The 23,937-nt window shown below is 65.0% G+C and carries 25 protein-coding genes; 7 read left to right on the top strand and 18 right to left on the bottom strand.

Annotated elements, in window-relative coordinates:
- Positions 1-119: 119 nt before the first annotated feature.
- From GM658_RS17645 to leuS, 7 genes are all read right to left on the bottom strand, one after another.
- On the bottom strand, positions 120-1,391 hold the full coding sequence (locus tag GM658_RS17645) for a multidrug effflux MFS transporter (protein WP_155455364.1): 1,272 nt from the start codon (positions 1,389-1,391) through the stop codon (positions 120-122).
- A 25-nt stretch (positions 1,392-1,416) separates the two neighbouring features.
- On the bottom strand, positions 1,417-2,622 hold the full coding sequence (locus tag GM658_RS17640; protein WP_229416957.1) for a THUMP domain-containing class I SAM-dependent RNA methyltransferase: 1,206 nt from the start codon (positions 2,620-2,622) through the stop codon (positions 1,417-1,419).
- A gap of 142 nt (positions 2,623-2,764) precedes the next feature.
- Positions 2,765-3,181, bottom strand: coding sequence for a CopD family protein (locus tag GM658_RS17635; RefSeq protein WP_155455363.1), 417 nt, complete (start codon positions 3,179-3,181; stop codon positions 2,765-2,767).
- A gap of 5 nt (positions 3,182-3,186) precedes the next feature.
- The gene (locus GM658_RS17630; RefSeq protein ID WP_155455362.1) at positions 3,187-4,458 is read right to left on the bottom strand and encodes a glutamate-5-semialdehyde dehydrogenase; all 1,272 of its coding nucleotides are present in this window, start codon (positions 4,456-4,458) and stop codon (positions 3,187-3,189) included.
- Between the two features lie 5 nt (positions 4,459-4,463).
- Positions 4,464-5,480, bottom strand: a complete 1,017-nt coding sequence (gene holA / locus GM658_RS17625) for a DNA polymerase III subunit delta (protein ID WP_155455361.1) — start codon at positions 5,478-5,480, stop codon at positions 4,464-4,466.
- A 9-nt stretch (positions 5,481-5,489) separates the two neighbouring features.
- Positions 5,490-6,101 (bottom strand): LPS-assembly lipoprotein LptE, encoded by a 612-nt coding sequence (locus GM658_RS17620; RefSeq protein ID WP_371865147.1) that lies wholly within the window; start codon positions 6,099-6,101, stop codon positions 5,490-5,492.
- 7 nt (positions 6,102-6,108) lie between these two features.
- Positions 6,109-8,730, bottom strand: coding sequence for a leucine--tRNA ligase (leuS, locus tag GM658_RS17615; protein WP_155455360.1), 2,622 nt, complete (start codon positions 8,728-8,730; stop codon positions 6,109-6,111).
- A 69-nt stretch (positions 8,731-8,799) separates the two neighbouring features.
- Between leuS and GM658_RS17610 the strand changes: the two genes are divergently transcribed.
- The 4 genes from GM658_RS17610 (at position 8,800) to map (ending at position 11,707) form a co-directional block, all read left to right on the top strand.
- Positions 8,800-9,663 carry a helix-turn-helix domain-containing protein gene (locus GM658_RS17610; RefSeq protein WP_155455359.1) on the top strand — a complete coding sequence of 288 codons (864 nt, stop codon included), beginning with the start codon at positions 8,800-8,802 and terminating at the stop codon, positions 9,661-9,663.
- Between the two features lie 206 nt (positions 9,664-9,869).
- Positions 9,870-10,538 (top strand): hypothetical protein, encoded by a 669-nt coding sequence (locus GM658_RS17605; RefSeq protein WP_155455358.1) that lies wholly within the window; start codon positions 9,870-9,872, stop codon positions 10,536-10,538.
- Complete coding sequence (locus GM658_RS17600; RefSeq protein ID WP_155455357.1) at positions 10,535-10,900, top strand: VOC family protein; 366 nt, start codon at positions 10,535-10,537, stop codon at positions 10,898-10,900. Before GM658_RS17605 ends, GM658_RS17600 begins: the two co-directional genes overlap by 4 nt.
- A 15-nt stretch (positions 10,901-10,915) precedes the next feature.
- Entirely contained in the window at positions 10,916-11,707 is a 792-nt protein-coding gene (gene map / locus GM658_RS17595; protein WP_155455356.1) for a type I methionyl aminopeptidase, read from the top strand.
- A 130-nt stretch (positions 11,708-11,837) separates the two neighbouring features.
- Here map and GM658_RS17590 read toward each other — a convergent pair whose 3' ends face one another.
- The 5 genes from GM658_RS17590 to GM658_RS17570 are packed head-to-tail and all read right to left on the bottom strand — an operon-like array spanning position 11,838 to position 14,585.
- Entirely contained in the window at positions 11,838-12,155 is a 318-nt protein-coding gene (locus GM658_RS17590; RefSeq protein WP_155455355.1) for a barstar family protein, read from the bottom strand.
- The gene (locus tag GM658_RS17585) at positions 12,155-12,577 is read right to left on the bottom strand and encodes an ExbD/TolR family protein (RefSeq protein ID WP_155455354.1); all 423 of its coding nucleotides are present in this window, start codon (positions 12,575-12,577) and stop codon (positions 12,155-12,157) included. The genes GM658_RS17590 and GM658_RS17585 overlap by 1 nt, the downstream gene beginning before the upstream one ends.
- Before the next feature lie 4 nt (positions 12,578-12,581).
- Positions 12,582-13,238: a MotA/TolQ/ExbB proton channel family protein gene (locus tag GM658_RS17580; RefSeq protein WP_155455353.1), complete on the bottom strand. Its 657-nt coding sequence runs from the start codon at positions 13,236-13,238 to the stop codon at positions 12,582-12,584.
- Complete coding sequence (gene dapB / locus GM658_RS17575; RefSeq protein ID WP_155455352.1) at positions 13,238-14,047, bottom strand: 4-hydroxy-tetrahydrodipicolinate reductase; 810 nt, start codon at positions 14,045-14,047, stop codon at positions 13,238-13,240. Before dapB ends, GM658_RS17580 begins: the two co-directional genes overlap by 1 nt.
- 10 nt (positions 14,048-14,057) lie before the next feature.
- Positions 14,058-14,585, bottom strand: a complete 528-nt coding sequence (locus GM658_RS17570) for an outer membrane protein assembly factor BamE (RefSeq protein ID WP_308612981.1) — start codon at positions 14,583-14,585, stop codon at positions 14,058-14,060.
- Between the two features lie 105 nt (positions 14,586-14,690).
- On the opposite strand from GM658_RS17570, the gene fur reads away from it, so the two are divergent.
- Positions 14,691-15,119 (top strand): ferric iron uptake transcriptional regulator, encoded by a 429-nt coding sequence (gene fur, locus GM658_RS17565; protein ID WP_155455350.1) that lies wholly within the window; start codon positions 14,691-14,693, stop codon positions 15,117-15,119.
- Positions 15,120-15,187: 68 nt separating this feature from the next.
- On the opposite strand, the gene hrcA is transcribed toward fur, so the two are convergent.
- Positions 15,188-16,204 (bottom strand): heat-inducible transcriptional repressor HrcA, encoded by a 1,017-nt coding sequence (gene hrcA, locus GM658_RS17560; RefSeq protein WP_155455349.1) that lies wholly within the window; start codon positions 16,202-16,204, stop codon positions 15,188-15,190.
- 4 nt (positions 16,205-16,208) lie between these two features.
- Complete coding sequence (locus GM658_RS17555) at positions 16,209-16,904, bottom strand: HAD family hydrolase (protein ID WP_155455348.1); 696 nt, start codon at positions 16,902-16,904, stop codon at positions 16,209-16,211.
- Between the two features lie 122 nt (positions 16,905-17,026).
- Between GM658_RS17555 and GM658_RS17550 the strand changes: the two genes are divergently transcribed.
- Together GM658_RS17550 and GM658_RS17545 are read left to right on the top strand one after the other, a co-directional pair.
- Positions 17,027-17,650: a hypothetical protein gene (locus GM658_RS17550; RefSeq protein ID WP_155455347.1), complete on the top strand. Its 624-nt coding sequence runs from the start codon at positions 17,027-17,029 to the stop codon at positions 17,648-17,650.
- Between the two features lie 13 nt (positions 17,651-17,663).
- Positions 17,664-18,233, top strand: coding sequence for a hypothetical protein (locus GM658_RS17545; protein ID WP_155455346.1), 570 nt, complete (start codon positions 17,664-17,666; stop codon positions 18,231-18,233).
- A gap of 137 nt (positions 18,234-18,370) precedes the next feature.
- Here the strand turns inward: GM658_RS17545 and rsmA are convergent, their stop codons facing one another.
- From rsmA to GM658_RS17525, 4 genes are read right to left on the bottom strand one after another with little or no spacing between them, the layout of a single operon-like run.
- Complete coding sequence (gene rsmA, locus GM658_RS17540; RefSeq protein WP_155455345.1) at positions 18,371-19,141, bottom strand: 16S rRNA (adenine(1518)-N(6)/adenine(1519)-N(6))-dimethyltransferase RsmA; 771 nt, start codon at positions 19,139-19,141, stop codon at positions 18,371-18,373.
- A 12-nt stretch (positions 19,142-19,153) separates the two neighbouring features.
- Positions 19,154-20,212 (bottom strand): 4-hydroxythreonine-4-phosphate dehydrogenase PdxA, encoded by a 1,059-nt coding sequence (pdxA, locus tag GM658_RS17535; protein ID WP_155455344.1) that lies wholly within the window; start codon positions 20,210-20,212, stop codon positions 19,154-19,156.
- A gap of 16 nt (positions 20,213-20,228) precedes the next feature.
- Positions 20,229-21,644 (bottom strand): peptidylprolyl isomerase, encoded by a 1,416-nt coding sequence (locus tag GM658_RS17530; protein ID WP_229416956.1) that lies wholly within the window; start codon positions 21,642-21,644, stop codon positions 20,229-20,231.
- A 26-nt stretch (positions 21,645-21,670) separates the two neighbouring features.
- Entirely contained in the window at positions 21,671-23,902 is a 2,232-nt protein-coding gene (locus GM658_RS17525) for an LPS-assembly protein LptD (RefSeq protein WP_155455343.1), read from the bottom strand.
- Positions 23,903-23,937 lie beyond the last annotated feature (35 nt).

Below are 23,937 nucleotides of genomic sequence, written 5' to 3'. Positions count from 1 at the left end.
CAAATTGGCATAAATATACTATAACTTAGCAGCAATACAAATTTCTGGCGGCAATAAGTTGCATTTGTGTAGAAAGAGCTACACTATTAGTAGTTATTTACTTTATACCAACAATATTTTCAAATAGGCACTATCTTGCGCCGTAGCGCGCGCGCCGTCAACCACAAGCACAGTGCGGTGACGGTCAGTGCCAGCTGGCCGCACGCCAGCCATGATAGCGAATGTGAAGCCAGCGGCGCCAACACGCCGGCCACCAGCGCCCCCAGCAGGGTGGTGGCGAACGATTGCACCGAGGCGACCGTGCCGCGGATGTGGGGGAACAGGTCCAGCGCCAGCAAGGTGGCGGCCGGCGCCGCCAGCGACATGCCGAAGGTGTAGAAGAACAGCGGCAGCACGCTCCACGGCAGCGCGGGCGCGGCCAGCAGGTGGTAGGCCACGTTGACCGTGGCGGCCGTGATCAGGAAGCAGAAGCCGAAGCCGATCTGGCGCGCGAAACTGGTCTTGCCGGCGATGCGGTTGGCGGCCAGCGCGCCGAGGAAGATGCCCGACACGGCCGGCACGAACAGCCAGGCGAATTGCTCGGGGCCCAGGTGCAGCTGGGTCGGCAGCGCGACCGGCGCCGCCGTGATGTACAGGAACAGGCCGGCGAAGTTGAACGCCACCACGCCTGTCTTCAAATGGAACAGCGGCGAGGCGAGGATGGACTTGTAGTTGCGCCACAGGTAGCGCGGGTTGAACGGCTGCCGCTTCTCGCGCGGCAGCGTGTCGGGCAGGCGGCGGTAGCAGACGATGAACAGGCACACCGTATAGCCGGCCAGCGAGAGGAAGATGGTGCGCCAGTCCGAGTACTTGACGATGAAGCCGCCCAGCACCGGCGCCACGGCGGGCGCGATGGAGAAGATCATGGTCACCATCGACAGCAGCCGCGCGGCGGCGGCATCGGCGTACAGGTCGCGGATGATGGCGCGCCCGACCACCACGCCGGCGCCGGCCGAGACCCCCTGCAGCACGCGGAAGAACCACAGGTACTGCACCGAGTGCGCGGCGGCGCAGCCCACCGTGCCAAGCAGGAAGGCCACCAGCGACACCAGGATCACATTGCGCCGGCCGAAGGCGTCCGACAGCGCGCCATGCCACAGCACCATGCCGGCAAAGGCCAGCATGTAGGCGGTCAGCGATTGCTGCACTTCGATCGGCGTCGCATGCAGCGTCGCCTGGATATTCGGGAAGGCGGGGAGGTAGGCGTCGATCGAGAACGGGCCCAGCATCGACAGGCTGGCAAGGACTGCCGCCAGTGCGCCCGGGCCCAGCGGCCTGCGGTGCGGCGCCTCCGGCTCGGGGATCTTGGCGGGAGCGTCGGGAGGGGGCGGGGGCGTCGGCGTAGAAAGCATCGAAGCATTCTACGCCGATCCAGCCTTACTCGCTCGCTGGGGTGTCCGCTTGCGGCTTGCGGTTGAAGCCCGCCACCATGTCAAACCGGAACAGGCGGCATTCGAGCGCGCCGTTGAAGAACGGGGTCTTGCGCGATTCCTTCAGGCGCAGCATTTTCGGCAGGCCCAGGTCGGCCGTGAACAGGTAGGCGGTCCAGCCGCTGAAGCGCTGCTTGAGCGTGGTCGAGAACGCGCTGTAGAAACTCTTCGCCAGCTCGTCCTCTTCCAGGCTGGCGTCGCCGCGCACGCCGATCCGCTCGCCGTACGGCGGGTTGGTCAGCAGGATGCCCGGCGTGGCGCTCGGCGCCTGCACCTGCTGCGCTTCGATCTGCTTGAGCGGCACCTCGAACAGGATGCCGGCGCTCTTCAGGTTGTGGCGCGCCATCGCCACCATGTCGCCGGAAATATCGGAGCCGAAAATCGTCGGTTCGGTCGGCAGCGGGTTGGGTTTGAAGTCGGCCTTCATCTTCTGCCACGGTTCGGGATCGAAGTCGTGGAATTTCTCGAAGGCGAAGCGGCGCCGCGCACCGGGCGGGATGCCCTGCACCATCTGCGCCGCTTCGCACAGGATGGTGCCGGAGCCGCACATCGGGTCGAACAGGGGCACGCCGGGCTTCCAGCCGGACACGCGCAGCAGGCCGGCGGCCAGGTTTTCACGCAGCGGGGCGTCGCCGGTCTCGCTGCGCCAGCCGCGCTTGAACAGCGCTTCGCCCGAGGTGTCGAGGTAGACCATGAACTGGCGCTGGTCGAGGAAGCCGAAGATGCGCATGTCCGGTTCGCGCGTGTTGACCGAGGGGCGCTTGCCGTACATGTCGCGGAAGCGGTCGCAGACGGCGTCCTTGATCTTCAGCGTGGTGAATTCCAGCGATTTCAGCGGCGACTTGATGGCGGTGACGTCGACGCGGATGGTGTGGTGCACGCCGAACCATTCTTCCCACGGCTGGCCCAGCACCAGGTCGTAGATGTCGTTTTCGTTCTGGTAGTGGCATACGCCCATGCGCATCAGCACGCGCGAGGCGATGCGCGAGTGCAGGTTGATGCGGTAGGCGTCGTACAGGTCGCCGGAGGCGTGCACGCCGCCTGGCACCTGGTTGTGGACCTTCATGGTCGGGCTCATGGCCGCGATTTCGGTCAGTTCTTCCGCCAGGGCGGCTTCCAGGCCGCGCGGGCATGGGCAGAAATAGGATGGCATTTGGGGGACCCTTTATCCGTTGTAAAAATCAAACCCGGTACTTCGGGGTCAGACCCAAGGGTCAGACCCCCGGTGTGCCGAAGCCAGTGGCCGTTGCGCCGACTGGGTCTGACCCTCGGGTCTGACCCAGGTTTACCGGGTTTTAGAAAGGCTTGACGACCACCAGAATCACGATCGCCAGCAGCAGCAGCACCGGCACTTCATTGAACCACCGGTAAAACACGTGTCCGCGGCGATTGGCGCCGCGTTCGAACTTCTTCAAGAGCGAGCCGCAGGCGTGGTGGTAGCCGATCACCAGCAACACCACGAACAGCTTGGCATGCAGCCAGAGCGGCATCTTCGCGCCATATTGCAGCACCGCCAGCCAGATGCCGAGCAGCACCGCCGGCAGCGCCAGGAAAGTGGTGAAGCGGTACAGCTTGCGCGCCATCAGCAGCAGCCGCTCGGTGCTCGGGCCCGACGTGTCCATCGCCAGGTTGACGAAGATGCGCGGCAAGTAGAACAGCCCCGACATCCAGGAGACGATGAAGACGATATGCAGCGCTTTAATCCAGAGCATTCAGGTCACTTTCTGATCTCGCCGTGCCCGAACACGACGTATTTGAGGGAAGTCAGGCCTTCCAGCCCGACCGGTCCGCGTGCGTGCAGCTTGTCGTTGGAAATGCCGATCTCGGCGCCCAGCCCGTATTCGAAGCCGTCCGCAAAACGGGTCGAGGCGTTGATCATCACCGACGAGGAATCGACTTCGCGCAGGAAGCGCATGGCGGCCGTGTAGTCTTCGGTGACGATGGCTTCGGTGTGCTTGGACGACCAGGTGTTGCAATGCTCGATGGCGGCGTCCAGCCCGTCCACCACGCGCACGGCCAGCACCGGCGCCAGGTATTCCGTGGCCCAGTCTTCCTCGGTGGCGTGCGCCAGGTGCGGGTAGCCGGCGGCGGCCAGGATGGCGTAGCTTTCCGCGTCGGCGCGCAGTTCGACCGCTTCGCTCAGGTAGCGCGCTGCCAGCTGCGGCAGCACTGCGGCGGCGATCGGGCGCGCGACCAGCAGCGTTTCCATGGTGTTGCAGGTGCCGTAGCGGTGGCACTTGGCGTTGAAGCCGATGTCCAGCGCCTTGGCCAGGTCGGCCTTGGCGTCGATATAGACGTGGCAGATGCCGTCCAGGTGCTTGATCATCGGCACCGTGGCTTCTGCCATCAGGCGCGCGATCAGGCCCTTGCCGCCGCGCGGCACGATCACGTCCACGAATTGCGGCATGGTGATCAGGGCGCCGACGGCGGCGCGGTCGGTGGTGTCGACTACCTGCACCGCGTCGGCCGGCAGGCCGGCGCCGCGCAGCCCTTCGGCCACCAGCTTGGCCAGGGCGCGGTTGCAGTGGATCGCTTCCGAGCCGCCGCGCAGGATGGTGGCGTTGCCGCTCTTGATGCACAGGCCGGCCGCGTCGACCGTCACGTTGGGACGCGCTTCGTAGATGATGCCGATCACGCCCAGCGGCACGCGCATCTGGCCGACCTGGATGCCGGACGGGCGGATCTTCACGTTGGAGATTTCGCCCACCGGGTCCGGCAGCGAGACGATCTGGCGCAGGCCTTCCACCATGGTCGCAATCGCCTTGTTGGTCAGCGCCAGGCGGTCCAGCATGGCGGGCGCCAGGCCGGCGGCGCGCGCGGCGGCCAGGTCCTGCTCGTTGGCGGCGCGCAGCGCAGGCGCTTCGCGCTCGATGGCGGCGGCGATCAATTCGAGCGCGCGGTTGCGCGTCGCGCTGTCGGCGCGCGCCATGCCGCGCGAGGCGGCGCGGGCGCGGCGCCCGATGTCTTCCATATACTGCTTGATGTCCATACTCATTAACCTTTTGCGACTTTCAGTGCCAGCTGCAGCATGGCGTCCCACTGGTCGCCGGCGAACGCCTTGGCGCGCAAGCCCTTGACCATGCGGTCGACCTGGGCGGCCTGCTGCATCGCCGCCTCCAGGGTGGGCAGCGCGATGCGGCGCAGCGCCGGCTCCATCAGCCGTTCGCGCGGGCCCCAGATGCGGTATTCCTTCAGGAGCGCCGGCAGCGGACGGCCCTGGGCCATGCCTGCCTTTAATTTTAGCAGCGTGCGGATTTCTTCGGAGACGGCCCACAGCACCAGCGGCAGCGCTTCGCCTTCGCCCTTCAAGCCTTCCAGCATGCGGATCAGGCGCGCGGTGTCGCCGGAGAGCATGGCTTCGGACAGCTTGAACACGTCGTAGCGCGCCACATTGAGCACGGCGTCCTGCACCTGCTCGTGGGCCAGCTTGCCCGGCTCGTGCAGCAGGCCGAGTTTCTGGATTTCCTGGTGTGCCGCCAGCAGGTTGCCTTCGACGCGGTCGGCGATGAAGTCCAGGCTGGCGCGCTCCGCGCTCTGCCCTTGTGCGGCGAGGCGGCTGGCGATCCATCCCGGCAGCGCATTGCGCTCGATGTTCGGGATGTCGATGTACACGGCGGCCTGCTGCAAGGCCGCCACCCACGCCGCCTTCTGCGTCTGCCAGTCCAGCTTGGGCAGGGTGATCAGCGTGAGGTTGTCGGGCGACAGGTCTTTCGCGTAAGCCTGCAGCGCCGCGCCGCCATCCTTGCCCGGCTTGCCGGACGGGATGCGCAGCTCGATCAGCTTCTTGTCGCCGAACAGGCTCATGGCCTGGTTGGCGGCCAAGAGTTCGCCCCACTTGAAGCTGCGCTCGACGGTGAGCACTTCGCGCTCGGAGTAGCCCTGGGCGCGCGCGGCGCGCCGGATCTTGTCGGCCGCCTCCAGCGCCAGCAAGTGCTCGTCGCTGGTGATCACATACAGCGGGGCCAGCGTCTTGGCGACGTGGCCGTCCAGGGCGTCGGCGCGCAACTGCATGGCGGCCTCTTAGCGCGTGGCGTCCGGCGCGACCAGCACGCCGGGCAGCACGCCGGACGGGGTAGGCGCCGGGGCCGGGGCGCCGATCTTGATGGCGGCCATGCGGCGCATCATCTGCTGCACCAGGTCGGTCTGCATGTCCTTGTACAGCAGGGCTTCCTCCTGCTCTTTCGCCAGCAGCTGCGATTCATCGAAGTTGATCGGGCGGCCCAGCGTGATCTGGGTCGGCGCCAGCAGTTCCTTGCCCTTGCCGTCGGTGACGCGGAACAGGATGTTGTAGCTTAAGAGGTATTCGCGCACGCGGCCATTGCTGTTGAGCGACAGGATGGTCTTGGTGCGCGTCTTTTCCGGATTGGTCAGCACTTCGATGATGCCGTCCGCTTCCTTGGCGCTGGCGGCGACCGCGGTGTGGCCGTTGGCGCGGATATTGCGCTTCAAGTCGATCGCCAGCGGCGACGACTCCGGCAAGCCCACGTACAGCGCGTCGAAAGGCAGCGTGTAGCTGCCGCCCGAGCCGCGCAGGTGGAAGCCGCAGCCGGTGGCCAGCACGGCCACGCCGAAGGCGGCTGCAGCCAGCATGGCGCGGCGCGTTGCGCCGCGGGAGGTGAGAGTCGTCGTCATCTTTGCCTTACACCACAATGTTAACCAGCTTGCCCGGTACCACGATGACCTTCTTCGGCGTGCCTTCGAGGAACTTCTGCACGCTTTCCTCGGCCAGGGCGGCGGCTTCGATGGCGGCCTTGTCGGCGGCCTTCGGCACTTTCACCGCGCCGCGCAGCTTGCCGTTCACCTGGATCATCAGCTCGATTTCGGACTGCTCCAGCGCGGCCGGGTCGACCTGCGGCCAGGCTGCGTCGAGGATGTCGCCAGCATAGCCCATCTCCTGCCACAGCACGTGGGTGATGTGCGGCGCCACCGGATTCAAGAGGCGCAGGAAGATGGCGTAGCCTTCGGACAGCACGGCCGGCTCGACGCCTTTGGCCGATTCCAGGGTGTTGAGCATCTTCATGCAGGCCGACACCACGGTGTTGTACTGGATGCGCTTGATGTCGTAGTCGGCCTGCTGCAGCACCTTGTGCACTTCGCGGCGCAGCGCCTTGCCGTCGTCGGTGGACGCGGCGGCGGCCAGCGGCGAGCCGGCGGCGCGGATCGCATCGCGCTGGGCGAAGCCGAAGTTCCACACGCGTTTCAGGTAGCGGTTGGCGCCTTCCACGCCGGAGCCGGACCATTCCAGGGTCTGCTCCGGCGGCGAAGCGAACATGGTGAACAGGCGCGCGGTGTCGGCGCCGTACTGCTCGATCTGCACTTGCGGGTCGATGCCGTTGTTCTTGGACTTGGACATCTTCTCGATGCCGCCCAGGCTGACCGGCTGGCCGTCGGCTTTGAGCACGGCCGATACCGGGCGGCCGCGGTCGTCGGTGGTCAGGGTCACGTCGTCCGGGTTGAACCAGTGCTTCTTGCCGGAGGCTTCCTCGCGGTAGTAGGTCTCGTTCAGCACCATGCCCTGGGTCAGCAGGTTGGTGAACGGCTCGTCGAACTTCACCAGGCCGAAGTCGCGCATCACCTTGGTCCAGAAGCGCGCGTACAGGAGGTGCAGCACGGCGTGCTCGATGCCGCCGATGTACTGGTCCATCGGCATCCAGTAGTCGTTGCGCTGGTCGATCATGGCCTGGTCGGAACCTGGCGAGGTATAGCGCATGTAGTACCAGCACGAGTCGACGAAGGTGTCCATGGTGTCGGTCTCGCGGCGCGCCGGCTTGCCGCATGTCGGGCAGTCGCACTTGAGGAAGGCTTCGTGCTTGTTCAGCGGGTTGCCGCTGCCGTCCGGCACGCAGTCTTCCGGCAGCACCACCGGCAGGTCTTTTTCAGGCACCGGCACGCTGCCGCAGCTGTCGCAGTGGATCATCGGGATCGGGGTGCCCCAGTAGCGCTGGCGCGAAATGCCCCAGTCGCGCAGGCGGAAGGTGGTCTTCTTCTCGCCCAGGCCCTTGGCGGCCAGGTCGGCGGCGATGGCTTCCAGCGCTTCGTTGTAGCGCAGGCCGTCGTACTTGCCGGAGTTGGTGACTACCGAGACCGCCTTGTCGCCGTACCATTCCTGCCAGGCGTCGTCGGAATACGACTGGCCTTCGGCGGCGATCACTTGCTTGATCGGCAGCTTGTATTTTTTGGCGAAGGCGAAGTCGCGCTCGTCGTGTGCCGGCACGCCCATCACGGCGCCGTCGCCGTAAGTCATGAGGACGTAGTTGCCGATCCAGACTTCGACTTGTTCACCGGTCAGCGGGTGGGTGACGAACAGGCCGGTCGGCATGCCTTTCTTCTCCATCGTCGCCATATCGGCTTCGATCACGGAGCCCATCTTGCATTCGGCGATGAAGGCTTGCAGGTCCGGCTTGTCCTGCGCGGCGTGGGCGGCCAGCGGGTGCTCGGCGGCCACGGCGCAGAAGGTCACGCCCATCACGGTGTCGGGACGGGTGGTGAACACGTACAGCTTGCCGTCGTTGATCAACTGGCCGTCGTTGCCCTTGATCTGGTGCGGGAAGGCGAAGCGCACGCCGGTCGACTTGCCGATCCAGTTCGACTGCATGATGCGCACGCGCTCAGGCCAGCCGGGCAGCTTGTGGTCGACGTAGTCCAGCAGCTCTTCGGCGTAGTCGGTGATGCGGATGTAGTACATCGGGATTTCGCGCTTTTCGATCAGCGCGCCCGAACGCCAGCCCTTGCCGTCCACCACCTGCTCGTTGGCCAGCACGGTCTGGTCCACCGGGTCCCAGTTCACGGTGCCGGTCTTCTGGTAGATGATGCCTTTCTCCAGCATCTTCAGGAACATCCACTGGTTCCACTTGTAGTACTCAGGCTTGCAGGCGGCCATTTCGCGCGACCAGTCGATCGCCAGGCCCATCGACTCCATCTGCTCCTTCATGTGGGCGATGTTGGAGTAAGTCCACTGCGCCGGCGGCACATTGTTGGCCATTGCGGCGTTTTCGGCCGGCATGCCGAAGGCGTCCCAGCCCATCGGCATCAGCACGTTGTAGCCGTTCATCCGCAGGTAGCGGTACATCACGTCATTGATTGTATAGTTGCGCACGTGGCCCATATGCAGCTTGCCCGATGGGTAAGGCAGCATCGAGCAGGCGTAATACTTGCCTTTTGGGAAACGCGGGTCGTTTTCGACGGCTTTGTAGGCGTCGATCGCCTTCCAGTGCGATTGGGCGGCTTTTTCAACGTCTGCTGGACTATATTTTTCTTGCATGATGGAGCGCACTAAAATTGGTGGATATGAACCCTTCATTATAACAATGCATTGGTGCGGCGCGTCAGAATGAGATATCAGGAATTTCCGCCCCCTCCCGGGCTGGCCGGGCTGGTGGACTGCCTGTGGCTGTCCGAGGCGCCTGCCGCGCCTTCCCCGGCGGCGCCGCTGTCGAAGCGCGTGCTGCCGGACAATTGCACCGATATCCTGTGGCAGGACAGTGGGGAGGCCTTCTTTGTCGGCATGATGAGCACCTGGTTTGACGTGCCGGCGGCACGCCCCGTGCGCACGGTGGCGGTGCGTTTCCGCCCTGGCGCGGCCAGCCTGTTCCTGGGTCCAGTGCCGCTGGCCGGGCTGACCGATGAACGCGCTGATCTCGATTTGCTCTGGGGCCGCGCCACTGCTGACCGCCTGGGCGACGCGCTGTGGTCAGTTGCTCGCAGCGATGCCGAGCGCCTGGCGCTACTGACCGAAGCGCTTTATGCCCGCCTTGCGCTTGCTGCACCTGGCGCCCGCGCCGCCACTGCCCTCGCCTCCCGCGTAGGACGCGACGTGGCAACGGCCGCCGCCCGCCTTGCCGCCGCCGCGCCGGCCGGCCAGCTTCTCGCCTTGCGCGCAGTCGCCGAGCTGGAGGCCAGCGGCGGCGCTTTGCGCGTCGCAACCCTGGCCGACACGCTAGGCGTCTCGCGCCAATACCTCGCCACCCAGTTCCGCAACCACGTCGGCCTGTCGCCCAAGCTGTTCGCCCGCATCTGCCGCTTCCGCAGCGCCCGCGCCGCTGCGCTTGCAGCAGCCACCGCCGCCCCTGCTTCGCACGGCCACGACTGGGCCACCCTGGCCCTCGACAGCGGCTATTTCGACCAATCCCACCTCATCCGCGACTTCCAGGATTTTACCGGCGCCTCCCCTGACGCTCATCTGGGTAGCCGTTAGTCCGCCACACCCTGTCGCGAGAAAGTGCGATTTTTGGCCTGAATTGGCCTGACCACTCTTCTATTTCGTGCGATTTCTGGGGAACTTTTGCGATTTTTAGCGGTCCAAAGAAAAAATCGCAAAAAAGGCCGAAAAATCGCACGAAATAGAAGTGTGGTCAGGCCAATTCAAGGCAAAAATCGCACTTTCTCGCGACGGAGGGAATCATGCCAACGAACGTCTGTATCGCCATCTCCAGCAAAACGCTGCGCGCCATGCTCGACTTCCAGGAAGAGCAGGAGTGCGAGTTCAACCCAGCCGATCTGGCTGAGCTCGCCATTTGCGAATGGCTTGAACGCCAGCGTAAGCTCGCCAAGCCGCAAGGCCAGCGCGGCTACTTCTGGAAGAAGCTGTTCCTGCCCGACGGCACCCGGCTGCGCGTATCAAACCACCGCATGACGCGCTACGGCGCCATTGTTGGGGACGACCTCGTCCATGATTGCATGACGACCTCGCCGAACCGGTTTGTGCAATCAACCCTGGGCTCTGCGCGCAATGCCTGGAACGTGGCCTATGTGCAGATGCCGCTTCCGAACGGAAGCGTTCCGCCTGCGTTGCGAACAAGAAGCCGAGGCGCGCCGCGACGAGGGCCGCGCAAGGCCGCCGGCCCCTGTCGAACTGCCGTCGCCGACTGTCGGCGCGGAAGTGCCGGCGCGTTCCTTGCCGGACGGCCCGCTGCATGCGCCCAAACTGAGGCCGGACGCCGCAGAGCGTCGGCTTGCCTGCCGCCGGTCAGAAGACCTGCTGCTCGACTAGTTTCCATTTTTCCAATCGCCGCGTTGCCCACCATGGCAAGATGCAGCCATTCGATACCAACCAAGAGGAGAACACCATGATCAAAGGCTTGCGCACCGCCATCTACCCTACCCCCGACCTGGAAGCCGGCAAGGCCTGGTACAGCAAGGTCTTCCAGACCAAGCCCTACTTCGACCAGCCTTTCTACGTCGGCTTTGAAATCGGCGGCTTCGAGCTGGGCCTGGTACCCGATGGCAAACCCGTCAAGCACGGCGTCCAGGCCTACTGGGGCGTGGACGACATCGCCAAGGAAGTCAAACGCATCGTCAAGCTCGGAGCAAGCACTCACTCGGAGATCCAGGAAGTGGGCGAAGGCATCCTCGTCGTCGAACTGGCCGATCCCTTCGGCAACCTGCTGGGCCTGATTGAAAACCCGCATTTCGACAGGGCCAGGGTCGCGTGATACCATGCACCCCCTATGCGCAAACGCAATAACAAATCCATCCTGATCAAGACGCCCGACCAGGTCGAACTGGCCCGCGTGGCCGGCCAGCTGGCGGCCGACGTCCTGACCTTCATCGCAGCGCACGTCAAGCCGGGCGTCTCCACCGCCCAGCTGGACCAGCTGTGCAACGACTACATCGTCAACACCCAGAAAGTCATCCCGGCCAACGTCGGCTATGGCGGCTTTACCGGCACCGTCTGCACCTCGGTCAACGAGGTGGTGTGCCACGGCATCCCGACCCCGAAGAAGATTTTGAAAGACGGCGACATCATCAACATTGACGTCGCCGTCATCAAGGACGAGTGGTTTGGCGACACCAGCCGCATGTACTACGTCGGCACGCCGTCAAAGGCGGCGCAGAAGCTGTGCGAAGTGACGTATGACGCGATGTGGGCCGGCATCCGCGCGGTCAAGCCGGGCAACCGGCTGGGCGACGTTGGCCATGCGATCCAGAAGCTGGCCGAGGCGGCCGGCTACAGTGTGGTGCGCGATTATTGCGGCCACGGCATCGGCATGGTGTACCACGAAGATCCGCAGGTGCTGCATTACGGCCGCCCGGGCACTGGCTTGCTGCTGGAGCCGGGCATGGTGTTCACCATCGAGCCGATGATCAACGCCGGCAAGCATGCCACGCGCGCGCTGCCCGATGGGTGGACGGTGGTGACGGCCGATCGCTCATTGTCGGCGCAGTGGGAGCATATGGTGGCGGTCACCGCGACCGGGTTTGATGTGTTGACGCTGGCGCCGGGCGAACAAACCCGGTAAATCCAGGTCAGACCCAAGGGTCCGACCCGACCGATCGAAGCCGCAGGCCGAAGAGCAGACAGGGTCAGACGGGACGGCCATCCGGCTCGGGTCTGACCCTGGTTTACCGGGTTTAGCGGGTTTAGCGGGTTTAGCGGAGCGTCAGCTTCAACGCCGGCTTCTCGCCGTAATCCTCGTAGCGCTCGTTGATCCCGCCCACGCAGAAGCTAATCTCCTCCAGCAAATCAGCCGGCATCTTCTTCGCATCCGTAATCACGATCTCCAGCACCTCATTGGGCTTGAGCTTGAAGCGCGTCATATTATCGTCGTCGCGCAGGTAGGACAGGCAATCAACCCAGGCGTCGATCGTGCCGCTATACCCCGACGGGAATCCCAGTTCCGCCTGGCACGCCGCATGGAACGCAGCTTCATCGCCGATCGCGGCGCCGTTCAAAGTGGCAATCGCCATTATTTCTTTTCCTTCGGATCGGTGACAAACCCAAGACGGGTCAGGCCATGCGACTGTGCCGCCGCCATCACCTGCGCCACCACTTCATAGCGGGTATCCTTATCCGCGCGCAGCTGCAGATCCGGCTGCTGCGGCAGGGCCGCCGCCTCAGCCAGGCGCTGTTCCAGCTCGCCCGCCTGCAAGGCATCGTTATTCCAGTACACCGTACCGGCCGCATCGATGGCCAGCGTCACCGTTTCGGCCTCCTGCTGCACGGCCTTGGCCTGCGCCTTGGGCAGCTCCAGCTGCACCGCATTGGTAAACATCGGCGCGCTGAGGATGAAGATCACCAGCAGCACCAGCATCACGTCCACCATCGGCGTGACGTTGATGTCCGCCATGGATTCCTTCTGCCGGTGATGGTTGAAGGAGCCGAAAGCCATGCGCTCAGCCCCTGGTCAGGTAAGCGTGCAAATCGTGCGCAAACGCGTCCAGCTCGGACAGCGTGATGCGGTTGACGCGGTTAAAGCCGTTATACGCCAGCACCGCCGGAATCGCCACCGTCAGGCCGACGCCGGTCATGATCAGGGCCTCGCCCACCGGACCGGCCACCTTGTCGATCTGCACCGTGCCCTGCGCCGACACTGCCGCCAGCGCATGGTAGATGCCCCACACGGTGCCCAGCAAGCCAACGAAAGGCGCGGTGGAAGCGATCGACGCCAGCAGCGTCAAGCCCGACTCCAGACGCGTGGTCGAGACGTGGATGGCGTCGCGCAGCACGCGCGTGGCCTGCTCGCCGCGCCCCATTTCGGCCGCGATGCTGCCGGCCTTGGCGTGCGCCAGCTGGCCGGCGCCGGCCTGCGCCACGGCGGCGAAAACGCCTTCGCGGTCGCGCGCCCCCATTAGGGCCACGCCGTCGGCCACCGTCGGCGCATCCCAGAACGCCTGCACCACCGGCGCCGCGCGCCGGATGCGCCAGGACGCCCAGCCCTTCCACAGGATGAAGAACCAGGACGCCAGCGACATCGCCAGCAGCAGGTAGGCCACGGCATGCGACAGCGCGTCGCCGCGCTGCCAGTAGCTGGCGAAGGTAAAGTGCTCCATCAGCCGTTCAGGCCCAGCACGTCGTACATATCGTACAAGCCGGTCTTCTTATCGGCCAGGAACTGCGCCGCGCGCAGCGAGCCGTTGGCGTAATGCTGGCGCGACGACGACTTGTGGCTGATCTCGATGCGTTCGCCCTCGGTGGCGAACATCACGGTATGGTCGCCGATGATGTCGCCGCCGCGCACGGTGGCAAAGCCGATCGAGGACGGATCGCGCGGGCCGGTCACGCCTTCGCGCGCGAACACGCCGCATTCCTTCAGGTCGCGCCCCAGGGCGCCGGCGATCACCTCGCCCATCTTCAGCGCAGTGCCGGACGGCGCATCGACCTTGTGGCGGTGGTGCGCCTCGATGATCTCGATGTCGTAGCCGATGTCGAACTGCTTGGCCGCGAATTCCAGCAGCTTGAGCGTGACGTTCACGCCCACGCTCATGTTCGGCGCGAACACGATGGCGGTCTGCTCGGCCGCCGCCGCGATGGCGGCCTTGCCCGCCTCGTCGAAGCCGGTGGTGCCGATCACCATCTTCACGCCGTGCCCGGCGCAGTAAGCCAGGTGGGCCAGGGTGCCTTCCGGGCGGGTGAAGTCGATCAGCACGTCGGCGCCGGCCAGGCCGGTGGCGAAGTCGGAGGTGATGGCCACGCCGGAGAGCTGGCCGGTGAAAGCCGCGGCATCGCTGCCCAGCGCCGGCGCGCCTTCGCGGTCCAGGGCGCCGGACAGGCGCGCCCCGGGCAGCTTTTGCACCGCCTCGATCAGCATATGGCCCATGCGGCCGCTGGCGCCGGCGATGGCGATATTCAATTGCTTCATCTTCTATCCTTTATTGCTTCTGGCCCGATTCCTGGCCGCCCGGCAGCGGTGCCTTGCCGGCCTTCAGGTTCGACTTGACGTCCTCGGCTTCCTTGAAATCCTTGAGCGGGCCGGCGATGCGCGCAATGTAGTCGCGTTCGCTTGGCAGGTCGCCGCCTTCGAAGCGCTCCACCTTGCCGTCCTTGTCGAAGTACACCACCACCACGCTGGTGGTCAGCTCGCCGTTGCCCTTGGCCAGGCGGAACGGGTAATCCCAGCGCTGGCCGTGGAACACGTCCGCCATGAGCGGCGTCCCCATCAGGAACTTGACCTGGTCCTTGGTCATGCCCGGCTTCAGCTGGGCCAGCATTTCCTTGGAGACGAAATTGCCCTGCTGGATATCGGGACGGTAAGGCGAGAAGAACCACAGGAACTTCTGGACCTGGGTGATCTGGGTGGTCTGGGCGCCCTGCGCAGCATCGACCGGAGCCACGGGCGCCGGGGCGCTGGCGCAGGCGGCCAAGAGGGAGGCAGCCAGCAGCGGGATGCTACGTTGCAACAAAGACAGCGGGGTCAAGCGCATATTATGAAACCTCAATTCCGTGAGCAGAAGTGCCTAAAACGCTATATCATAAAGCACTTCCCGCAACTGACGTTAGCAAACATGAGTAACAGCCCAACCGACCTGAAGGCGTCCGGCCTGAAGGCTACCTTGCCGCGCCTGAAGATCCTCGACATTTTCCAGAGCAGCCCCGTGCGCCATTTGACGGCGGAAGACGTGTACAAGCTGCTGCTGGCCGAGAATATGGACGTCGGCCTGGCCACGGTGTACCGCGTGCTGACCCAGTTCGAGCAAGCCGGCCTCCTCAACCGCAACCACTTCGAAAGCGGCAAGGCGATCTTCGAGCTCAACGAAGGCTCGCACCACGACCACCTGGTGTGCCTGGACTGCGGCCGGGTGGAAGAATTCGTCGACGAGGAAATTGAAAAGCGGCAACAAAGCATTGCCGCCGAGCGCGGCTTCAAGATCGCCGAGCACGCGCTGGCGATTTACGGCAGCTGCACCAAGGTGCAGTGCCCGCACAAGCACTAAAGACGAAAAAAAGGGGACGTAACACATTTCCGCGCGCGGAAATGTGTTACGTCCCCTTTTTTTCGCCTCTAGTGGTTGCTTAAAGCATTCGACAGCAGCCGCGACGTAATGTCCACAATCGGGATCACCCGCTCATAGGCCATGCGGGTCGGCCCGATCACCCCCAGCGTGCCCACGATCTTGCCGTTCGCCTCATAGGGCGCGGTGACCACGCTCATTTCATCCATCGGCACCAGCTGCGACTCGCCGCCGATAAAAATCTGCACCCCGGAAGCCTTGGACGACACGTCCAACAGCTGCATCAGCCCCGTCTTCTGCTCGAACAGATCGAACATCGCCCGCAGCGAGCTCATATTCGACGACAAATCCGCCACCGACAGCAGGTTGCGCTCGCCCGCGATGACCATGTCCTCGGCCGATTCCGCCATGGCCTGCGAGCCCGCCTCCACCGCCGCCTGCATCAAGCGCCCCATATCGTCGCGCAGCTGGCGCAGCTCGTGCTGCAGGCGCCCGCGCACGTCCTCGAAGGACAGCCCGGAATAATGCTGGTTGATGAAGTTGGCCGACTGCTGCAGCTGGGCCGGCGTGTAATCGACATCGGTCAAGAGGATGCGGTTCTGCACATCGCCCGACGGCGCCACGATCACCAAGAGCACCCGCTTCTCGCCCAGGCGCAGGAACTCGATCTGCTGGAACACCGACTCATGGCGCGGCGCCAGCACCACCCCGGCGAACTGGGTCAGCGACGACAGCATCTGCGCTGCATTGGCAATCAGCTTCTGCGGCTGCGGCGAGGCAGCCTGCAGGCGCGCCTGCACCGCGCTCTCGTCGATATGCTGCACCGTCAGCAGGGTATCGACGAAGATGCGGTAGCCGCGCGGCGTCGGCACCCGGCCCGCCGAGGTATGCGGGCTGGCCACATAGCCCTGCTCCTCCAGGTCGGCCATGATGTTGCGGATGGTGGCCGGCGACAGCTCCAGGCCGGAAATCTTGGACAGGGCGCGCGAGCCGACCGGCTGGCCGTCGGCGATATACCGTTCCACCAGGGCTTTGAGCAGGGTTTGGGCACGAAGATCGAGATGCATACGCTTATTCTGCCAACTGTTGTTCCAGCCACGCAAGCAATTCATCAAGCGTCGCGCACACCGCATCCGGCACGGCCGCCCCGTCCGGCAGCGCGCCGCCATGCCGGTTCATCCACACCGCCCGCAGGCCGGCCGCCTGCGCCCCCGCCACGTCCAGCGCCAGGTCGTCGCCGACATAGACCGCATCGGCCGGCGCCACGCCCAGCGCCTCGCAGGCGGCGCGGAAGATGCCCGGGTGGGGCTTGAGCGCGCCGAAACGGGCCGCCGCCAGCGACACCTCGAAATGGTGGGCCAGGCCGATCACTTCCAGGTCGGCATTGCCATTGGAAATCGTGCCCAGCTGCACATGCTGGCGCAGCTTGAGCAAGCCCGGCAGCACATCATCATAGGGCGTGACCGCATTGCGCGCCGCGAAAAAGTGCGCCATGGCGCCCTCGACATGGGCCGCATCCTCGCCCGCCTGCGCAAACGCCGCCTGCAGGCTGGCGCGGCGCAGCGCCGCCAGGTCGACCAGCAATTCCGGCCGGGCCGCCGCCAGCTCGGCGCGGTGGGCGCGCAAGGCCGCCACCGACCACTGCGCCGCCACTTTCGGTGCGTGGGCCGCCAGCCAGGCGTGCAGCGTCAATTCCGCCTCGGCGATGACGGGCGCGATCGGCCACAGGGTATCGTCCAGGTCAAACAGGATGGCTTTCGGCTTCATGGGCGCATTGTACTCCGCCCGGTTGCAAGCTGTTACAAGGGAAAAGCATGGCAAACCGGCTAAAGAAGTGGCAAATGCACTAAAATAGGCGCCGATTTGGTCAAACCGACGTGGAGAATGCAATGAAGAGTAAGTACCTGAGCGCCGCCGCCGCCCTGCTGTGCGCCGCCGGCCTGGCCGCCTGCGGCGGCAAGGGCAACGGCAGCATGAACCTGGGCGTCCAGGTATTCGGCCTGGACCGCACCGGCCTGGTGCTGCAAAACAATGGCGGCGACGACCTGACCGTGGCCGGCACCGGCAATGCCTTCTTCGCCACCCTGCTGGCGCCGGACGCCAGCTTCAACGTCACGGTCAAGACCCAGCCCGACGGCGTGGTCTGCACCCCGGCCAACAACACCGGCAAGATCAATATCTACACCTACCTGCAAACCACGGTCACCTGCGTGCCCGTGCCCTACATCCTGGGCGGCAAGATCAACGGCCTGAACGGTACCGGCCTGGTGCTCAACAACGGCTCCGTGACCGTATCCGTGCCACAAGGCGCCACCACCTGGCAATTCACCGACCCCGTGGGCAACGGCAGCGTTTATGGCGTCACCGTATTGGCGCCGCCGACCCGGGTCGACCCGAACACCGGCGCCACCATCACCCAGGACTGCACCGTGGCCAACGGAACCGGCAAAATGCCGCAATACAACCTGCCAGACCCAAGGACTCTCGACATCGTCGTAACCTGCGTCAAATAATTTAGGAAACAAGATGAAAGTACAACTCCTCGGCGCGGCCCTGCTGGCCGCCACCGTAGCCGGTTGCGGCGGCAAGGCCCAGTTCGTGGTGGGCGGCACGCTCAGCGGCTTGAGCAACCAGGGCCTGGTCTTGCAACTGGATGGCGGCAACGACCTGCCGGTCGCCGCCGGCGCCACCAGCTTCAGCTTCCCCAACAGCATCAGCTACGGCACCGAATACAACGTCTCCATCAAGAGCCAGCCGGCGCACATGACCTGCACCGTGGTCAACCCGACCGGATCGGCCGGCCACACCACCGTCATCAACGTGGCGATCAGCTGCTCGCAAAATTCCTACACCCTGGGCGGCACGATCAAGAACCTGACCACCGACGGCCTGGTGATCGTCAACGGCGCCAACGGCAGCCTGACCGTCGCCAAGGGCTCGCCCACCTTCACCATGCCCGGCTCGCTGCCGGTCGGCACCGCCTACGGCCTGACGGTGTTTACCCAGCCGACCGGCCAGAGCTGCACCATCAGCAACGCCAGCGGCGTGATGGGCGACGCCAACGTCACCAGCCCGGTCGTCGACTGCACGCCGTGATATAAGCAAATGGAATGACTGGAATTCCAAAAATAAATTGGAACAATATGCCGCGACGCAGCATAATCAATCCCGTCTCCTCCACTTCTTAATTGAAATGGATTTAGCCCGCTCCCGAGCGGGCTTTTTTTTGCGCGTTAAACGGGCAGGTTGGCGAGGGCGACGTAGGATTCGACCGGTACCGCTTCCGGCCGGTCTTGCGGATTGATGCCGGCGGCGATCAGCTGCTCTTCGGTGAACATGCCGGCCACGCAGTTGCGGATCACCTTGCGGCGCTGGGAGAAGGCTTTCTGCACCACCGCTTCCAGGCGCGCCGGGTCGCACGGCAGCGGCTTTTCGATCGGGATCATGCGCACGATGGCCGAGTCGACCTTCGGCGGCGGATCGAAGGCGTCCGGCGGCACGATGAACAGCAGGGCCATGCGGTAGCGCCATTGCAGCATCACCGACAGGCGGCTGTAGGCCTTGGTGCCCGGTTCGGCCACCATGCGCTCGACCACTTCCTTTTGCAGCATGAAGTGCTGGTCCTGCACGATGGGCGCGAATTCGGCCAGGTGGAACAGCAGCGGCGAGGAAATGTTATACGGCAGGTTGCCCACCACGCGCAGCTTTTTTCCTTCCGGTACCGGGATGTAGCCAAAGTCGAATTTCAGGGCGTCGCCGGCGTGGATGGTGAGCTTTTCGCGCGGGTAGCGCCTTTCCAGGCGCGCCACCAGGTCGCGGTCCAGTTCCACCACGTGCATGTGCGGCAGGGACTTGAGCAGCAGGTCGGTCATGGCGGCCAGGCCGGGGCCGATTTCCACCATGGTGTCGCCGGCGGCCGGGGCGATGCTGTCGATGATGTCGCCCAGGACGCGGTCGTCCTGCAGGAAGTTCTGGCCGAAGCGTTTGCGGGCTACGTGTTTCATGTTTGTTCTTTCTTATTGACTTGCTTGCGCCATCTGCAGCGCGGCGGCCAGGGCGGCCTGCATGCTGGAGCAGTCGGCGCGGCCCAGGCCTTGCGCGGCCAGGTCGAGGGCGGTGCCGTGGTCGACCGAGGTGCGGATCAGCGGCAGGCCGAGGGTGATGTTGACGCCCTGGCCGAAGGTGGCGTATTTCAGCACGGGCAGGCCCTGGTCGTGGTACATGGCCAGCACGCAGTCGGCGTCTTTCAGGTATTTGGGCTGGAACAGGGTGTCGGCCGGATAGGGGCCGCGGGCGTCGATGCCGCGCGCGCGCGCCGCCTCCAGCGCCGGGATGATGGTGTCGATTTCCTCGCGCCCCAGGTAGCCGTTTTCGCCGGCGTGGGGATTGAGGCCGGCCACTAGGATGCGCGGGGCGGCGATGCCGAATTTGGCGCGCAGGTCGGCGTCAATGATGTCGAGCGTCTGGCCCAGGCCGTCCCGGGTGATGGCGGCGCCGACGTCCTTCAGCGGCAGGTGGGTGGTGGCCAGGGCGACGCGCAGATGGGCCGAGCCTTCGGTGTGCGGCTGGCCGGCCAGCATCATCACCACGCGCGCCGTGCCGGTCTGCTCGGCAAAATATTCGGTGTGGCCGGAGAACGGCACGCCGGCGTCGTTGATGGTGGATTTCTGCACCGGCGCGGTGGCCACCGCCTCGAACCAGCCGGCCTTGATGCCTTCGATGGCGGCGTCCAGCGTGGCCAGCACATAGCGGCCGTTTTCCTTATCGAGCACGCCCGGCTGCACGTGGGCGCCGAGCGGGATGTCCAGGGCGCACAGGCGGTCGGCGCCGAAGTGCGGCAGGCCGGCGTTGCGCGCAGCCATGGTGGTGACGGCGCTGATGCGGATCGCGGGGTCGATTTCGGCCGCGGTCATGGCCAGGAAGGCGGCGTCGCCCACCAGCACCGCGTTGACCCGGTGCCGCATGGCCCACGCCGCGCGGATGGCGATTTCCGGGCCGATGCCGGCCGGCTCGCCGGTGGTGATGGCAATAACGGGGCGCACACCTGGGCGCCGTGCTTGCAGGTTGGCGCTCATGGTGTCCCCCGCCTGCTTATTTCAGCGATTCGTCGCGGAATTCGACGTAGGCGCGGTCGCGCACTTCACGCTGCCAGTCTTCCACCGCTTCCACCAGCTTGCGCTCGCGCAGTGCGTTGCGGGCGGCGGCGCGCTGCTTCTCTTTCGAGACGTCGTCGGTCTTGCGCTCGAGCACTTCGATCAGGTGGTAGCCGAAGGAGGTTTCCACCGGTTCCGATACCTGGCCGACCTTCAGCGCATTCATGGCCTGCTCCATTTCCGGCACGGTGTCGCCCGGGTACAGCCAACCCAGGTCGCCGCCCTTGCTGGCCGAACCGTCGTTGGAGAACAGGCGCGCCAGGTCTTCGAACTTGGCCGAGCCGTGGTCCAGGCGCTCCTTCAGTTCCAGCAGCTTGCGCTTGGCGTCGGCGGCGCTCATGGTCGGCGTGATCTTGAGCAGGATGTGGCGCACGTGGGTCTGCTGCACGGTTTCCGCCGCGGCCGCATCGGCCATGCTGCGCTTGTCGACCAGCTTCAGGATGTGGAAGCCGGCCGCGCTCTTGATGATCGGCGTGACCTGGCCCGGCTTGAGCTTGTTCAGCGCATCGGCGAACAGCGGCGGCAGCGCGCTGCTGGGACGCCAGCCGACGGCGCCGCCCTGCAGCGCGTCCGAGGCGTCGGAATAGGTGGCGGCCATCTTGGCGAAGTCGGCGCCGGTGCGCAGCTGGCGCGCCACTTCCTCGGCGCGCTTCAAGCGCTGCGAAATCACGTCCGGCGCGGCGTTTTCCGGAATGCGCACCATGATCTGCGAGATGTTCAATTCGAACTGCTCGGAGGCGGCGGCCTTTTCCGAAGCGATGAAGTTGTCCACTTCCGCTTCCGAGATATTGATCTTGTTGTCGACCTCATACTCGCGCAGGCGCTGCATGGTGATCTCTTCGCGGATCTCTTCGCGGAAGGCGGCGAAGGTGGTGCCTTCCTTTTCCATCTGGTTGCGCAGCTGCTGCACCGTCATCTTCTGCTGTTCGGCGATGCGGCCGATGGCGCGGTCGAGCATATTGTCGTCCACCCGCACGCCCATTTCCTTGGCCAGCTGCAGCTGGGCGCGTTCCACGATCATGCGCTCGAGCACCTGCTTGCGCAGTTCGGCCGCATCGGGCAGCGCCACTTTCTGCTGCTGCATGCGCTGCACGATGGTGGCCACGCGCTCGTTCAGTTCGCGCTGGGTGATCACTTCATCGTTGACGATGACGGCGATGGCGTCGATCGGCGCGTTGGCCGACTGGCCCGGCGGCGTGAAGCCCTTCGATGATGCTGGCGCCGCCGGCTTGGCGGCCGGCGCGGCCGGCTTGGCAGCGGCAGGCTTGGCGTCTTGCGCCAGGGCCGGAACGGCGAGGGAGGCACACAGCAGGGCAGCAGCTAATTTGATCGGGTGCATATCTGAAACGCTCATGTATCAGTGTTGAGGAAGTCGAAAGCTTAACGCGTGCCTTCATTTACGCGGCGATAGCCGGGAATGCTGTTTTTCAGCACCTCCAGCGGGTTGCCGAGACCGAATTTGGACAGGCCGTTCAACTCCAGCTGGAAGAAGAACTGGGTCGAGGTCTTGTTGGCGGTGGTGACGAAGCGCTGCGCGCCCATGCGGAATACCCAGCAATCGCAGTTGTATTCCAGGCCGATCACGTTCTCCAGCACCTTGTGCTCGCGCAGCGAGTATGACATACGGCCCACGCCGAACCATTTGGAGGTGAGCGGCCACTGGGCCGACAGGTCGGCGTTCTTGAAGCTGTCGCGCACGTAGCGGTAGCCGGCGTTGATCACCTTGTAGGTGCCCGGCATGTACTGCACCGTCATGTTCGAGGTCGTGACCTTGCTGGTGGACGGGTTGTACTGCACCAGGCTGTCGATGCCCCAGGAAGCGGAGATGCGGCCGGTGGCGGCGAGCAGCATGTCTGAACGGCTGTTGTTGACCGGCGTGGAATTGTCGATCTGCACCCGCTGGTCGGCGAAGTAGAAGCGCTGGCCGAACGCCAGGCGCAGGCGCTCCGCGCCGCTGCTCTCCAGGAAGCGCGACACCACGGCCGCCGTCACCTGGTTGGCGTCGCCGATGCGGTCGGAGCCGACGAAGCGGTTCTCGCTGAAGATCTGCGAGAAGTTGAAGGTGGCCGGCGCCGTGTCGAAGTTGGGGAACTGGTCCTGCTTGCGGTACGGCGTGTAGACGTAGAACAGGCGCGGCTCCAGGGTCTGGGTGGCCGCCTTGCCGCCCAGCTTGGCGTCGCGTTCGAACACCAGGCCCGAATCGAGCGACAAGGTGGGCACCGCGCGGCTGAGCGACTTGGACGGATCGGTGCCGAAGGCGTCGAGCTGGTAGGCGCTGGCGTTGAGCATCAGCTTCGGCGTCACGAAGTAGGACGGGCCGATGATCGGGTAGCTCAGTTGCGGCACCGCCACCAGGCGGTTACCCTTGATCAGGTCCGGATGCCAGAAGCGGGTCAGCTCGGAGTCGAGCTGCAAGTCGAAGCCGCCCACGTCGTATTGCGCCGCGTGCAGGTTGATCGCCGGCAGGCGGTCGTAAGGGCGCGTCACGAACAGCGAAGGGTTGGTCACCGCATCCGGGTCCTGCAGCACGTGGTACTTCTGCACGCGCGCGGTCAGGCTCCAGAATTCGCCGTGGTAGTCGGTGCGCAGCTCCTTGAGCAGCTGGCGCTCGGCCGACGAGGAAATGGTCTTGGAAAAATCGTTCGGATAGTTGTTGTCCGAGGCGGCGCGCACGTTCCAGCCGTAGGTCCAGTCCTTGGCCAGGCCCTGGGTATGCACCGACTGCAGCTGCCAGCGGTCGCGGTTGGCTTCCTTGTCGTTGGGCAGGTACTCGAGGAAGGTGCGGCCCTCGTAATAGTTGCCGGCATCGGTCTCGCCGATATAGCGGCCCACAGCGCCGAGCTGGAAGCCGCGCCGGGAAATATAGCGCGGGTACAGCGTCAGGTCGCGGTTCGGCGCGATATTGAAGTAATAAGGCACCAGCAGTTCGGCGCCGCCGCGCGAGTTGTAGGCCGGCGTCGGCGGCAGCCAGCCCGAACGCCGCGCGCCCGACAGCGAGAACGACAGCGCCGGCGTGCCCAGGATCGGCACGTCCTTGAAGTAGATCAGGGTGGCGCCGGCGGTGCCGACGTCGCGCCCCTGGTCCAGGTTCAGCGAGCGCGCCTTCAGGTACCAGTCGGGATTGGGGCCCTGGCAGGTGCTGTAGGTGCCATCGACCACCTGCGCCTCGTCTTCGTTCAGGAAGTTGATGCGCTGCGCCTTGCCCTGCGCGTTGTTCGCCTCCAGCTGGTAGGTCGGCTGCAGCGCATAGCCGCGCCCCGTTTCCATGTTCAGCTTCAGTTCATCGGCCGTGTAGTAGTCGCCGAAGCGCCAGATGCGCACGCTGCCCTTGGCTTCGAGCTCCTGCTCCACTTGCTGGAAGTTGGCCGCGTCGGCGGTCACGCGCGTCTTGTCGTGCACCACTTCCACGTCGCGCAGCAAGGTCAGTTCGCGCTCCGGACGGCCGGCAATATCTTCCGCGCGCACGGTCGTGACGGCGTTCTTGTCTTCCACGTGCGGCGGGCGCTTGGCCGACGTCTGGGCATGGGCGGACACCGCCGCGGTCGCGGCGGCAATGGCGGTCAAGGCGAACGCCCAGCGTTTGGTGTTGGGGGGAGCCAGGAACCGGGTCATGGGTGGTGGGACGACACCATAAAGGCGATTTTTTA

Origin of the sequence: Massilia eburnea (assembly GCF_009720745.1) — a bacterium.
Lineage (GTDB): Bacteria > Pseudomonadota > Gammaproteobacteria > Burkholderiales > Burkholderiaceae_D > Rugamonas > Rugamonas eburnea.
This window is presented reverse-complemented; position numbering and strand designations above follow the sequence as displayed.